This window comes from Clostridium saccharoperbutylacetonicum N1-4(HMT) (assembly GCF_000340885.1).
In the GTDB taxonomy this organism is placed as follows: domain Bacteria; phylum Bacillota; class Clostridia; order Clostridiales; family Clostridiaceae; genus Clostridium; species Clostridium saccharoperbutylacetonicum.
Genome location: NC_020291.1, coordinates 1,164,338 through 1,179,356, shown reverse-complemented (window position 1 = coordinate 1,179,356; position 15,019 = coordinate 1,164,338). Strand labels below are relative to the sequence as shown.

General features: G+C 28.5%; 12 protein-coding genes. 3 read left to right on the top strand and 9 right to left on the bottom strand.

All coding sequences use genetic code 11. The features are described 5' to 3' along the window. Positions 1 to 70 precede the first annotated feature (70 nt). From CSPA_RS05195 to CSPA_RS05160, 8 genes are all read right to left on the bottom strand, one after another. A complete protein-coding gene (locus CSPA_RS05195) occupies positions 71 to 3,559 on the bottom strand; it encodes an AAA family ATPase (RefSeq protein WP_015391162.1) in 3,489 nt (1,162 codons plus the stop codon). Further along, positions 3,534 to 4,769, bottom strand: coding sequence for an exonuclease SbcCD subunit D (locus tag CSPA_RS05190; RefSeq protein ID WP_026106441.1), 1,236 nt, complete (start codon positions 4,767 to 4,769; stop codon positions 3,534 to 3,536). The genes CSPA_RS05195 and CSPA_RS05190 overlap by 26 nt, the downstream gene beginning before the upstream one ends. A gap of 262 nt (positions 4,770 to 5,031) precedes the next feature. Then, the gene (locus tag CSPA_RS05185) at positions 5,032 to 6,939 is read right to left on the bottom strand and encodes an N-acetylmuramoyl-L-alanine amidase family protein (protein WP_015391160.1); all 1,908 of its coding nucleotides are present in this window, start codon (positions 6,937 to 6,939) and stop codon (positions 5,032 to 5,034) included. Between the two features lie 435 nt (positions 6,940 to 7,374). Beyond that, positions 7,375 to 7,911: a glutathione peroxidase gene (locus CSPA_RS05180; protein WP_015391159.1), complete on the bottom strand. Its 537-nt coding sequence runs from the start codon at positions 7,909 to 7,911 to the stop codon at positions 7,375 to 7,377. 160 nt (positions 7,912 to 8,071) lie between these two features. Continuing rightward, positions 8,072 to 8,383 carry a thioredoxin gene (trxA, locus tag CSPA_RS05175; RefSeq protein ID WP_015391158.1) on the bottom strand — a complete coding sequence of 104 codons (312 nt, stop codon included), beginning with the start codon at positions 8,381 to 8,383 and terminating at the stop codon, positions 8,072 to 8,074. Positions 8,384 to 8,399: 16 nt separating this feature from the next. After that, positions 8,400 to 9,266, bottom strand: coding sequence for an NAD(P)/FAD-dependent oxidoreductase (locus tag CSPA_RS05170; protein WP_015391157.1), 867 nt, complete (start codon positions 9,264 to 9,266; stop codon positions 8,400 to 8,402). Between the two features lie 43 nt (positions 9,267 to 9,309). Then, on the bottom strand, positions 9,310 to 9,783 hold the full coding sequence (locus CSPA_RS05165) for a glutathione peroxidase (protein WP_015391156.1): 474 nt from the start codon (positions 9,781 to 9,783) through the stop codon (positions 9,310 to 9,312). Between the two features lie 98 nt (positions 9,784 to 9,881). Then, positions 9,882 to 10,316 carry a MarR family winged helix-turn-helix transcriptional regulator gene (locus tag CSPA_RS05160; RefSeq protein ID WP_015391155.1) on the bottom strand — a complete coding sequence of 145 codons (435 nt, stop codon included), beginning with the start codon at positions 10,314 to 10,316 and terminating at the stop codon, positions 9,882 to 9,884. A 249-nt stretch (positions 10,317 to 10,565) separates the two neighbouring features. Between CSPA_RS05160 and CSPA_RS05155 the strand changes: the two genes are divergently transcribed. After that, positions 10,566 to 11,330 carry a DODA-type extradiol aromatic ring-opening family dioxygenase gene (locus CSPA_RS05155; protein ID WP_015391154.1) on the top strand — a complete coding sequence of 255 codons (765 nt, stop codon included), beginning with the start codon at positions 10,566 to 10,568 and terminating at the stop codon, positions 11,328 to 11,330. Positions 11,331 to 11,468: 138 nt separating this feature from the next. On the opposite strand, the gene CSPA_RS05150 is transcribed toward CSPA_RS05155, so the two are convergent. Next, complete coding sequence (locus CSPA_RS05150) at positions 11,469 to 12,926, bottom strand: MDR family MFS transporter (RefSeq protein WP_015391153.1); 1,458 nt, start codon at positions 12,924 to 12,926, stop codon at positions 11,469 to 11,471. 220 nt (positions 12,927 to 13,146) lie between these two features. Here CSPA_RS05150 and CSPA_RS05145 point away from each other — a divergent pair, with 220 nt between their 5' ends. Continuing rightward, positions 13,147 to 14,622 carry a glycoside hydrolase family 1 protein gene (locus tag CSPA_RS05145; RefSeq protein WP_015391152.1) on the top strand — a complete coding sequence of 492 codons (1,476 nt, stop codon included), beginning with the start codon at positions 13,147 to 13,149 and terminating at the stop codon, positions 14,620 to 14,622. 99 nt (positions 14,623 to 14,721) lie between these two features. After that, positions 14,722 to 14,913, top strand: a complete 192-nt coding sequence (locus CSPA_RS05140; RefSeq protein WP_015391151.1) for a hypothetical protein — start codon at positions 14,722 to 14,724, stop codon at positions 14,911 to 14,913. The last annotated feature ends 106 nt before the right edge of the window (positions 14,914 to 15,019 follow it).

Sequence of the window (15,019 nt, the reverse complement as noted above, 5' to 3'; positions counted from 1 at the left end):
CATAAATTTATTTAAATCCATATAAAATGAGCATTAGATTTTCAAATATTCTAATGCTCATTTTCCATTTCTAACTTCTTTCAATTCTAACTTTACTTCCACCCATTCCACATTCTGCCGGTGTAATCATAAGCTTAATTGGTACTCTATTTTTTATAGCTTCTACATGACTTATTATTCCAACCTTTAATTTTTCATTATGAATCCTTTCTAATGAACCCATAACAACTTCAAGCAATTCATCATCCAAAGTTCCAAAGCCTTCATCAAGGAAAAACAATTCTAATGGTGCTGTTCCCTTTAATTGGATCTGTGCCGACAAAGCAAGTGCTAAAGATAGTGATGCTATGAAAGTTTCTCCACCTGATAAAGTAGATGAATCCCTTTCTGCTCCACCATTCTTATAATCCCTAATCATAAACTTACCATTCTCATCTACTTCTAATCCATAATTTCCATGGGTAATTTCTCTCAACCTTTTAGAAGCTTCAATTGAAATATATTTCAACTTATTGATAGCTACAAATTCAACAAATTTCTTTCCTTTAAATAACTTTTCTAAATCTCCGAGTAAAGCTAATTTGTGTTCCAACTTATTCTTTTTTTCAAAAAGTTCCCTTTGCTCATTAAGTTTAATTTTTATTTTTTTTAGTTCTTCGTCAACTTTTATCTTATTTTCATTAACTGAACTAAACTCTATTTCCTTTTGTTCTTTTAATAATTTAACTTTTGTATAGTCTTCTTCATTCAACGTCTTACCATCAATCTTATTAAGTAAACTTTCAATTGTTCCCTTTACCTTTGATAAATTTTCTCTATAATCATCTATTTTTTCTTTATACTTATTAATTTCTTCCTTTTCTATCAGATTTGCTTTTACCTCTTCTAAAGACTTAAAACCCTCACTATCTATTGAAACTTCCAATTGTGCTTCTTCATCTTTCTTTCTCTTGATTAATTCTTTATATTTGCTGCCTACATCAATAAGCTTTTCATTATTATCCGTAAATTCCTTCTGTATTCTATCTTTGTTTTTTTGAGCACTAAAAAATTCTTCATTTATATTTTTTATATTTTCTTGTACTTCACTAAGCATGTTATCTAAGTTACTTTCTTCACTGACTTTACTTCTTATAGCCAAAAGTTTTTCATCTCTATTTTTTTCGTATGCTGCTAAGTCAGCATTATATTTAACCAATAGTTCTTTTATAGAAATAACCTCATTATTTAATTTTTCTTTTCTATTTTCTAAATTTTCAATTGCTACTCTATTTTCCTTAATCTTTTTTGCTAATCTTTCTCTTTCTTTCTCAACCGCCTTAATTTCTTCATTTTTTTCAATAAAATTCGTTATTAAAGTTTCAGACTTTAACAAATTCACATTATTATTTAATTCGTTAAACTCTTGAGTATTAACTTTAATATTTTCCTCTAATTCCTTAAGCTGTTTCATATTAGTTCTTACCACAGCTCTAAGTTCATTTATTTCTCCATTCTTAATATTAATATTATTTTTAAGTTCATTAATAATTTTATCTAAACCTTCTTTATCCTTATTATAATTCTCCAAAGCTTTTTCCAGATTTATAAATTCTTCTTGAAGCTTTTCTAAAGTTTTTTCTTTAAATTCACTTCCAATATTAATTATTTCACTTTCATTATTAGAAATTTTCTCATTTAAAGTAATAACCTTTGTTTGATTTTCGATAATATTATTATTAACAACTTTAATAAACTCTTCTTTTTCTTTAATTTTATTTTCAATTAAACTGATATCTGTTGCTGACAAAACTTTTATGTTTTCTTTAATATGATGAATAGCTCCACATACTGGGCATGCTTCTCCATCTTTCAGTTCCATTCTAAGAGTATGAGCAATATTTTCTGTCATAATCTCCTTTTCTTTTGCTTTTAACTCTTCTAATTCTTGATTATTCTTTGCCTCTTCCATTTGAATCTTTTCAATTTCAGTATTTAATTTTACTATTTCTTTCTTTGACGCAGCTATTTCATTAGTGAATTTATTAAAATTTGACCAATTTTGTTCATTTTCAAGTATGACCTGTTTTAAATTTAATAAATCTTTTTGTTCTCCTGGCGGATTATTAAGTAAATATTCATGTTGATTTAATTTTTCTTCTAATTCTTTTGTAGCTTCCTCAATTGTTTCTTTTAAGGCTTTACCACTTGCTATAATATCATCATTTTCTTTCTCAATTTTAGCTTTCTTTTCTGTATCCTTACTAATATTATTTTTTAAACTGCTGATTTTTTCTTCACAAAGTATTCCTTCTTGTACCTTTTCCTTGATAAGTTCATCAATTTTTATTTCATCATATCTCTTTTCATCCTCTTTGATTTCCTTATCCTTTATTTTAATTTCATTTTCTATTTCAATAAGATCTTTCTGTCCTTTTTCCAATTTGATTTTAACTTCTTCAATATGTGTCATTAACATATTTATTTCAGCTAATATTTTTTCTAATAACTTTTTTTCTTCAATTGCATTTTTAATTTTTTCTTCTTGTATCATTAGTTGTGGGAGTTTATTTTCCTTCTTATCTTTTATTTCATTCCATGATTTTTCTATATTTTCTTGTTCTTCTTTAATCTTTTCAATCTTTACCTTTAGGTCCTGAAATTCTACTTCATTTTTGGTAAATTCCTTTTTAGTATTTTCGTAGGCTTTTATATAGGGTATAACTTTTTCTCCAGCTTCTCCTAGTCTTATTTTTTCTATATCCTTATTTATTTCTTCTTCTTTTTCCTTTAGAAGTTTTTCCTTATTCTTATATTCCAACAATTCTAATTGTAATTTCCATAATTCTTCATTTTCTTTGTAATTCTTCTCAATGTTATCTAATTCCTTTTTTAAATTTTCTAAATTAAGTATAGTCAACTGTAACTCAGCTTGTTTTTCCTTTAACTTTTCATCACTTATGTCACTATAAACACTTAGCTGACCAATTAAAACACTGTTTTCTGTTCTTTCTTTACTTATTTTAGTGTTTAATTTTCTTGTTAAATTATCTCCAAATTGTTCTAAATTAAATAGCCTTTCTAACATATCCCGTCTGTCTTTACCTTCAAGTTTTAAAAACTCACTAAATTTACCTTGTGGCAATACAACCGTTCTTGTAAAATCCTCTAAATTAAGACCTATTATTTCTTCAACTTTCTTATTCATATTCTTAACGCTATCTGCCAAAACTTCTTCTGAATCTGTTATATCAACAATTTTACATTTTCCAGAATTTATACTTCCATCTTTTTTCCTTCTAAATTCTCTATCAATAATATATTTTCTAGTTTCACTCCCTGATATTTGAAATTCAAAATTAACATTTAACCTATCACAATTTGTATTTATAAAGTTAGAACTTTTTCTAGCCAAGTTTCCATATAACGCTAAAGTTATTCCATCTAAAATTGTTGATTTCCCACTACCTGTTGGTCCAAAAATGCCAAAAAAACCTCTATCAGTTAATTTATCAAAGTCTATAGTCTGCTCATCTATAAAACTGTTTAATCCTCTAATCTTCAATCTTACTGGTCTCATTTATTTCCCCTTCTTCTTCATTAATAATTGATAAAAGCAAACTTACCACATCTTCCTCTGGTGCTGTTCCTCTTTCTTTTGTATAGAAATCTATAAATATTTCTTCGAACGATTTTTCATTTAAATTGAAATCAACTTCTTCTTCAGTTGTTCCTTTAATCTTAGGCATTATTTCTAAAATATCCTTTTTTAATTCTTTCATTTGTTTTATTTCATCTTCTCTAATATATCTATCAGTTTCTATTTCTAAATAAACAAAACACTTGCGAGCCTTATTTTCCTCACATTTGGCTATGGCATCGTCTATATCTGCACATTTCCAAATTTCTATAGGCTTATATACTTTTAAATTTAATTCTTCTATTTTACCTTCTTCCTTGGCCTTAACCTCGACAATATAGCATTTTTTCTCAAAATTAATTTCTTTCTTATTGTAATGAATTGGTGAACCACAATATCTAGCTCTTTTATTTGTCCCTGGAACTACTTGGGGCTTATGTACATGGCCTAAAGCTATATACTGAGCTTCCTTCGGAAAACAATTTCCATCAACAATATAAGTTCCTCCTAATTGAATACTTCTTTCTGAACCACTTTCCTCACTCCCCATAGCAAATAAATGTGATATCACTAAATTAATAGTATCTTCTCTATAATGACTTTTTAATGAATCAAATAAAGAGAATATTTTTTCACTATATGATTGGGCCTTTTCCTCTTCGTCTTCCATATAATTATAAATTACCTCATTTAATCTCTTTTCACTTGGATAAGGAACTGTTAATATAACAGTCTTTTCATTATTTATCTCAATTTCAATAAACCCTTCTCCCGAGTCCAATATTTTATGTTTTCCATAGTCACCACAGGGAACTACCGTTTTAGGCGTTCCAACCATAATTATTCCATGTTCTCTTGCTAGAGGTCCTGCTGCAACTAATCTGTCAGGGTTATCATGATTACCTGCTATAACTAAAGTAAGTCTCTCTCCATTTTTAGATAATCTCTTTAAGGTATCATAAAACATTTTTTCAGCTCTTGCTGGAGGATTAGAACTATCGTAAACGTCCCCTGCAATCATTATTAAATCTATATTATTTTCTTCTACAATCTCGACAAAATCATTTAAAAATTCTTCCTGCTCATCCATTCTGCTTATACCTTCTAAATTTTTACCCAAATGCCAATCTCCTGTATGCAATATCCTCAAAATAAACATCCTTCCTTACTTAAGTTATTTCATTGCAAAATTTATTTATCTATATTATAGCCTAGTTAAATGTATTCTTTCCAATATTATTATAAATCAAAAAAAATGCTGGAAACCGAAGTTTCCAGCAATATTCTGAATTATTAAAATTATAGGAACGTAATATTAATAAATAACTTATTTAATTTTTGCTAAGAGCAGGCATAAATTAAATATATTTGTATTAGTTTTTTGTGCAAATAATATATCTACAATGTATTAGTTATCTAATCCACGCTCCGCTGCTTCCTAATACATATCCATCAACTGTTGTATTAGCTAACATAGCACCTGACCAATTGAAATAGTACCATGCTCCACCAATATATTGCCATCCTGTCTTCATTGCACCTTTAGTACCATCTGATATTGGATTTAAGTAGTACCATGTACCTCCAATATATTGCCATCCAGTTTTCATTGCACCTCTAGTACCATCTGATGTTGGATTTAAATAGTACCATGTACCATATAAATTCAACCAGCCAGTTTGCATTACACCTGCGCCATTAGTGTAATACCAGTTTGAACCATCTTGAACCCATCCAATAGCCTTACTTCCATCAGCATTATTGTATGACCAAGACCCATCACTAGCTTGTACCCATCCAACAGTTACTACCGGAGTATCCACATCTGGTTTATTATCATCTGATTTCTTTTCACCTATTATTGAATACACTTCATCATTTTGGCTCCAAGCAACCATGTCATCTTTATCATAAACAGATAATGCATCTAGAGATCCATCTACCTTATAAAGTTTATTCCAATCATCAGTTCCATCAAACTTTTTAATATATCCACCATCTATTATATAGATATTTCCATCTACATCTGTATCAAACGCTACCTTATCTAAATATTTACTATATTCTGCTTGAATTGTATTTTGGTTTTCAGAATCAGCATAGTAATATCCATTCTTATTTTTCAAAGTAGCAGCTTGAATCATAACATTATCGCCACTTAAATTTGAAGAATTATCAACTTTAAATAGAACTAATTTACCACTAATAACCCTTGCTCCTACAACAGTATTAGATTGTTTTGAATAATTATCAAAATTCAATACAAAGTTTCTGAAGCTTAGATTGTCACTTGTTGCTGCTCCACCATCATCATTTGTTAGTATATAATTAGTTACACTGTTAGCATATTTCCCGCCATTAATATCACTTGAATCTTGCTTCTTAGATATTTTTTGTATAACATCTAATGTTATATAATCAACAGTACTAGTTCCAAATGTAGCTACACCAGTTTTAGCCATTGGCTTACCATTTATATTGAAGTATCCATTTGAATCAGCTACTGAATATACATTTATTTTAGCATATCTATAAATATTATCTTTATCCTGACCTAATACTCTTGATTGAGTAATTGCTGCATAGGTATCATTGCTATTTCTCAATTTATAACCATCTTTTGTATTTTCAATTGTTACAGCTGCTGATGTTGTCACTTGATTTACACCTACTATTCCAGCACTAGTTGTTGATACCTTTATTTTTCCTATATTGTAATCTGCATCAATATAATTTCCTTTTGCATCAGTAAATATAGTATAAGCATTTAGAGGTACTCCAACTGGATTGCTTGTCTTATGAGATGAATCTACTGCATACGCTGTTTCATACCAATTACCACCAAATTTATTTCCATCGATTAAAGTTAAATCTGCAATGTCATTATCTCCATAAGCACTACCTATTTTAGTATCACTATATCTATCTTCGTTTTTAATTCTCTTTCTTAATGCTGATGCTGCATCATCTTCATCATCTGAGACTATATTATCATCTAAAACTTTACCAGTTTCTAAATCTACGTTATAATCTGAACCATCGTCAACTTTTGCATATTTTGTTCCATATGCAGCTAAATCTGAACCAGAATCTATATCATTTAATTTATTGTATTTTCCATCTTTATATAAGTAAACTCCATCATTATCATTTACTTCTGCATCAATTACAGCTGTTCCATTTTTATATGCTACTGCACCATATATCGTGCCATCCTTTGATTCAACTTTTTTTACATCAGCTGCATATGCTGGCACCATTGATACCACTGCCGCCGCTGCTAATACTAAAGATGTTATTTTATTTGCTCTTCTTATCATAATTATCCCTCCATTTTTTAATTATATTAACTAAAATTATTATCAAAATATTGTGTATGTGCCTTAAATCTAAAATCCGTTTGATCAAACTTCCTTATTATTGTAAAATATGATAAAATAACATTTTTTTCATCATATTTCCTACCCTCTCGATATATAATACAAATATTTTTATTGTTTTTGGTACCTTTTTAATATATTTCAATTATTAATTCTCATTATCAATAGAATAAATAATAATCTGAATATATATATTAATTTTATATTTAATTACCAAATAAATTCCTCTCTTATATTTAATACAATAAGGTATTAAATATTTCAGTCCTATTTTTATTACATTCTTATTACAAATAACTATAAAAAAAAGAAGAAGCTTCCTACAAAGAGCTTCTTCTTTTCTATAATTATGATAATCTCAGAAAATAAGGTGAGCTACTTTTTAAGTAATTCTTCAATCTTTTCTGCAATTTTTTCTGGTTCATATGTTGGTGCAAATCTTTCAATTACGTTTCCTTCTTTATCAATAAGGAATTTAGTGAAATTCCACTTTATTTCATCTCCATCTGTAGAAAAACCATATCCTTTCAACTTATCATAAAGACCTTCTGATGCTTCATCTTCTGCAGCCTTTGGAGCTTGTTCTCTCAAATATTTATATAAATCACTTGCATTTTCTCCATTTACATCAATTTTTGAAAATGTCTTAAAAGTTGTTCTATACTTCAATTGACAGAAACTAACTATTTCTTCATCACTTCCTGGTGCTTGTTCTAAGAATTGATTACATGGGAAATCTAAAATTTCAAATCCATTGTGTTTATATTTGTCATATAATTTTTGCAAACCTTCATATTGTGGTGTAAATCCACATCCAGTAGCAGTATTAACAATTAGTAATACTTTTCCCTTATAATCCTCCATTGAAACTTCTCTTCCTCTAACTGCTTTTACATTAAAATCATAAATCATTTTTCATTTCTCCTTTATATATAAATTTTTATTTTTTACTTATTATCTATATTTTAATTTTGAGGCTAATTATATATGTTGCAAAAAATAATTGTTCAAAACTTAACGATTTCTAAAAGAAATCTACAACCATCTATCATTGCAATATATACCTTTTGCCTTATAAATAAAGATCTATTTTTTCTTTAATATTTTCCTTTGGGGAAAATCCAACTAATACATCCTTTTTTTCACCATTCTTAAATATGAAAACAGCAGGTATATTAGAAACATCATATTCATTAACAATTTCTGTACAACTATCTACATCTACTTTTATAAATTTAACTTTCCCTTCCATTTCTGCAGATAAATCATCCAATATAGGTGATAGCATCTTGCATGGTCCACACCATGTGGCAAAAAAGTCAACTACCACAATTCCTTCACTTATTTCACTTTTGAATACATTTTCTTCAATTACTTTTACCATATTAATTTCCTTCTCTCTATTTTTTACTAACTTCGTCTATATATGAAACAGCTGAAAGTGCTGCTATATTTCCTTCTCCTGCAGCTTTTATGTATTGATATGGTACTCCAACTATATCTCCAGCTGCAAAACATCCTTTCAAATTAGTTTTCATCTTTTTATCAACTTCAATATGGCTTCCATCCATTTTTAATCCTGGAACCAATTGCCCAGGTGCCACACTATCTCTTAAAATAAAAATTCCATCTGTCTCAATTTCTGAGTTTTTTAGTATAAGTTTATTAACTTTTTTATCACCAATTATTTCTAAAGGTATATCTTTAATTATTTCAACTGACTCATTAACATCAACCTTTTCTTTATACATTGGAAGATAGTATACTTTTGAAGCAATTGTTGATAAGAAATTCACTTCTGCTTCTTCATGTTTGTTATAAGCTATTATTGTAACAACTTTATCTTTATATAATGGAGCATCACAAGTTGCACAATATCCTACTCCTTTACCTAAAAATTCTTCTTCACCTTTAAATGGTTTTCCGAAATTAACTCCAGTAGCTAATATTATAGAAGTTGCTTCATACATTTTTTCATTTACCATTAGTGCAAAATAATCACCCATGGCATAAATATTGTTTATCTTTTCTTCTTTTATACTTATATCCATGAAATCTAAATGCTTAACAAATTCATCCCTTATTTCTGCTCCACTTTTACCATAGAAACCTAGATAATTATTTATTTTCTCTGCTTTAGTCAATTTAGCACTTAATTCATTAGTTCCAAAAATAATAAACTTTTTCTTTCTAATTTTTGCATTTAACGCAGCTGACAAACCTGCTGGTCCGCTTCCAATTATCGCCAAATCATATCTTTCACTCACAAAATATCCCTCCAACAAATTCAATTATTTTATTAAATTAAATCTATAATAATTTTTCTATATCACTTTTTATCTTCTCTGGTGTAGTTATAGGTGCATATCTTTTTATAACATTTCCTTCTTTATCTATTAAGAATTTAGTAAAATTCCATTTAATTTCACTTCCAAAAGTTCCTTTTGCATTTTCCTTTAAAAACTTATATATTGGATGTGCTTTTTGGCCATTTACATCTATTTTCTCAAACATCATAAAAGTTACACCATAATTTATTAAGCAAAATTCACTAATTTCTTTGTTTGTTCCTGGGTCTTGATTAGCAAATTGATTGCATGGGAATCCAAGTATTTCAAAATTTTTATCTTTATACTCTTTATATAGATTTTCAAGTCCTTCTAATTGTGGGGTTAGGCCACATTTACTTGCTGTATTTACTATTAAAATAACTTTCCCTTTGTACTCCTCCATCTTTATTTCTTTTCCATTCATCTTATTAGCAGCAAAATCATAAAAATTCATACCTTATTCCTCTCTTCTATTTTAATTTATCAGTCTACAGTTTTGCAAAATTAAATTTTACTCAATCATTTATTTTAATTAAATGTTCTTAAAATCATTTAATTATCAAATATTTTAAGAACATCATTTAATCTATTTTTAAGTTCTAATGCATCTGCTCCACTCATTTGTAACTTACAAAACATATTTTGAGGAACTTCAAGTATATCATCTTTAAGTTTTCTTCCTTCCTCAGTCAGTTCAACTACAACAACTCTATCATCTTCTTTTGTTCTATACTTTATTATTAAATTAGCAGACTCTAACTTTTTTAAAACTGGAGTAAGTGTTCCTGAGTCTAAATGAAGCTTTTTCCCTAGATTCTTAAATGTTATTTTTTCATCTTCCCACATAACAAGCATAGTAACATATTGCGTATAGGTAAGATTAAATTTATCAAGAAACGGTTTATATAATTTTATTATTTCCCTTGATAGTGCGTAAATTGGGAAACATAATTGATTTTCTAATTTTATGCTATTATATTTATCCATACTCACTCCCCCTTTTAATTTTTACAAATTTAATTGAGTCAAATTAATTATATTTAAAATTAATTGTTTTGTCAACCATATAATATAATTTTTTATAAAAATATTTTCTATTAATATTATTATTTTTTTACTTTAAAGGTATTACATTTATAAATATTTTATGTTATCATACAAATAATAGTTATCCTTTGATAAGTATTATTGATTCAAAAAATTATTTATTAACATACAATAAAAGGAGGAGTTTATATGATTAAACCTTTATTCTTAGCTCATGGATCACCTATGATGGCAATTGAAAAAAGTGTATATACAAAGTTTCTAAATAATCTTGGACATTCTATTAATCCAAAAGCTATAGTTGTCTTTACTTCTCATTGGACTACCGAAAAAATCACTATTTCTTCCATTGATTCTATATATGACACTATGTATGATTTTTACGGATTTCCAAAAGAGTTATATCAAATTAAATATCCTGCTAAAGGTTCTAGTTCACTTGCCTTGACTATTCAGAATAAGTTAATAGCTTCCGGAATTCAAACAAAACTAGATTCAGCAAGAGGATTAGATCACGGTACTTGGACAGTTTTGCAACACCTTTATCCTAATGCTGATATACCTGTTATCCAAGTTTCAATAAACTGTACGTTATCTGTTGAGGAGCAAATTAGAATTGGTGCTGCTCTCAAAGACCTTAGTCAAGAAGATATTTTAATTATTGGCAGTGGAAATACTGTACACAATTTAAGACTTGTAAACTGGGATAGTTCAGATACTGACCCATGGGCACAAGAATTTGATGATTGGTTAATTAATAAAATTGAAACTAACGATTTTAAAGCTCTTTATGATTACAGAAATTCAGCACCTCACGCCAATTTAGCAGCTCCAACTCAAGACCATCTTGTACCATTATTTATAACTTTAGGTAGCAGTCCTAATCTGTCTCCTAAAATTATTTATAGGGACTATCAATTAGGAAATTTAAGTTATCTTTGCTATGAATTTTAAAAATCAGATGTCATTTTAATTACAAATACTAATATCAACTTTAATCAAAAAGAAAAGCTCAACTATTTTTTTAGTTAAGCTTTTCTTTTATGTAATTTATTATGATTTCATTTTATATTATTTACTAATAAATTAAATTTACCTTTTTTCATAACTTTCTATCATTTTAGGCATTAATACTGATAAAGCTGAAGCTACTATACATATAACTACAAATATTATAAAAAGTACATGAAGTGAACTATTCAAAGAAAGACTAATCTGTTCACTTGTTAAAATAGCATTTCCTGAAGAAGCTTTATATAAATCACTTGGTTCTACTCCATTTATTCCCAATTTAACAAAGTATTTAACTATATATAAATTAAATATACTTCCAAAAATACTTACGCCTATTGTTTGCCCCAATGTTCTAAGTAGTGAATTAGTAGACATTGCTACTCCTCTTTGATTAAACTCTACAGACTCTTGTACTATTATAGTTAACGTAGTGAAGGCACCTCCAAATCCAAAGCCCATTATAAATACATATACTAACACTATTACTAATGAAGATTTTATATCCAATGTAATAAGTAAAACGGTACTAATAAATAGAATTATATTTGACATTACTATTACAGCTTTCCCGCCATGCTTCATTATCATTTTTCCTAAAAATACTGAAGCAATAAGCCATGATGCTGACATTGGAGCAAGAGCTAATCCCGATATCTCAGGACTAAATCCAAGTACATTTTGTATATATATCGGCATATATACATTAGCGCCTATTAAAATAGTTGAATCTAAAAGGCTTACTAAATTAACAATTGTACTCGATTTTGTAAAAATATCAAAAGGAACAATTGGTTCCTCTGCTTTTTCTTCTATTTTATAAAATAACATTAATAAAACTATTGTTATTACCAATGATATTACTATAAATTTGTTTGAAGTAGTATTTGTGTTTTCAGTTGACATAAAAATATTAAGAAAAACAAGCATTGCAGCTGATAAAGTTATTATTCCTGCAAAATCTATTTTGTGTTTTTTCTTTTCAAAAGATTCATTTAAATTTCTTTGAATTAATATCACCGATACTATTCCAAAGGGAATGTTGATAAAGAATATCCAATGCCAAGATAGTATGTCTATTAGAATTCCACCTATAAATGGACCTGCAAGACTCGCTATTCCCCAAACAGCACTTATTATCCCCTGAATTTTAGGCCTTTCTTCTATTGTAAACACATCTCCAATAATTGTATAGGTTACTGTGAATATTGCCCCTGCACCAATTCCTTGAATTGCACGACATATGATTAGCATATACATATTTTGTGATAATCCACATAGAAAACTACCTATTAAAAATATTATTATTCCAATTGAAAGTATATTCTTTCTTCCATATAAATCTGATAATTTTCCATATATAGGCGTTGAAATTGCAGAAGTTAATAAGTATACTGAGAAAACTGAACTAATAATTTCAAACCCTTGTAATTCCTTCACGATTGTTGGAATAGCTGTTGTAACAACAGTTCCCTCAATTGCTCCTAAAAACATTGCAACCAATAATGCTATCATTATGTTTATTTTTCTAGAATCCATTCCTCATCTCACGTCCTTTTAATGCTTTAGTCAAATCTATTATTTAGATTTTATTATTATATATTTAATAAACTATTTATACAACCTAATAGAAATATTTATTGCTTATGAAACTAAAGACTGTATATAATTAATATATACATAGGTAAAACTTTACATTAAACAAATAAGCAAAATATAAAAAAATCTAATAATATATTAAAACAACGGAGGCATAACTATGACGATAAGAAGATTTCCCGAAGGATTTTTATGGGGTGGTGCTACTGCTGCCAATCAAGTTGAAGGTGGCTGGAAAGATGGTGGAAAAGGTATCAGTGTTTCAGATTGCGCACGTCACCATTTAGATGTTGATGTAACCAATTACAAAAAACATAATACTGTTACAAGTAAAGATATAGAAGAAGCTTTAAAAACAGATGATGAATCTTTATACCCTAAGCGCCATGGCTCAGATTTCTATCATCACTATAAAGAAGATATTAAGCTTTTTGCAGAAATGGGCTTTAAAGTATATCGAATGTCCATTGCTTGGTCTAGAATTTTCCCAAATGGTGACGATATAGAACCAAATGAGGAAGGACTTCAATTCTATGATAATGTCTTTGATGAATGTTTAAAGTATGGAATAGAGCCACTAGTTACTATGTCCCATTATGAACCACCAATAAATTTAGTTTTGAACTATAATGGATGGTATTCAAGAGAATTGGTAGGGTTTTTCGAAAAATATGTAACAACTATTTGCACGAGATATAAAGATAAAGTTAAATATTGGCTAACTTTTAATGAAATTGATTCAATGATAAGACATCCTTATACTACTGGGGGATTAATTGAAGATAGGTTTCCAGGAATGAACTGGGAACAGGTAATCTTTCAAGCAATGCATCATCAATTTATAGCTAGTGCATTAGCAACAAAAATATGTCATGAAATAATTCCAGAAGCAAAAGTGGGTTGTATGCTTACAAAATTAACTTATTATCCATATACCTGCAAACCTGAAGATGTTTTAAAGGCACAACAGGATATGCGTGCTACTTATTGCTATAGTGATACTCAAGTATTTGGAGAATACCCTTCATATCTGCTTGCGAGATTTAAAAATAATGGGATTATAATAAAAAAAGAACCTGGTGATGATGAAATTATGAGGAATTATCCTGTAGATTTTGTTTCATTTTCATACTATATGTCTTCTTGCACAGCTGCATCAACAGAAGGTTTAGATATATCTGCTGGAAATACAATTACGGCAATAAAAAATCCTTATTTACCATCTAGCGCCTGGGGATGGCAGATAGACCCAATTGGACTTAGGATCTCTATGGTAGATTTATATGATCGTTACCGTAAGCCTTTATTTATTGTAGAAAACGGACTTGGTGCCAGAGACGAGGTTAACACAGATGGAACTATTGATGATCAATACCGTATTGATTATTTTAATTCTCACTTTAAAAGCATGCTAGATGCCATTGAATATGATGGGGTTGAATGTTTAGGTTATACCTCTTGGGGATGCATAGATATTGTCTCAGAATCAACTAAACAAATGTCTAAGCGCTATGGTTTTATTTATGTTGATTGTGATGATTATGGAAATGGAACTTTCAAGCGTATACCTAAAAAATCATTTTACTGGTATAAAAATGTAATTAAATCAAATGGAGAATGCTTATTTGAAAATTAACCTTATATTCCATGCATTAATATGGCTTTAACTTCAAATACTAATAATTAATTACTTAACTGCTTTAATATTTCTAGAAATTATCTAAGGAGTGATTATATGCACAATGAAAAGAACCGTAATAATGCAAATACTGGGAATAATAGTGAAGAACTCTTAATTGATATTTCTTCTTCAAAATCACCTGCTTCTGACACTGAAGACATGCTTGAAACTAATAATTCAAATATTTCAAGGTCGTCAATATCTCCAGAAACTATTGACGTTAATGATGATGATGACGATGATTAGTTAGTTATTCTTCAAACAAAATGAAAGCTTGTAGATTATTAACTCATTATAATTTACAAGCTTTCACTTTTATATTTCTCTTTTATTATGCAAATACTATTCTAAG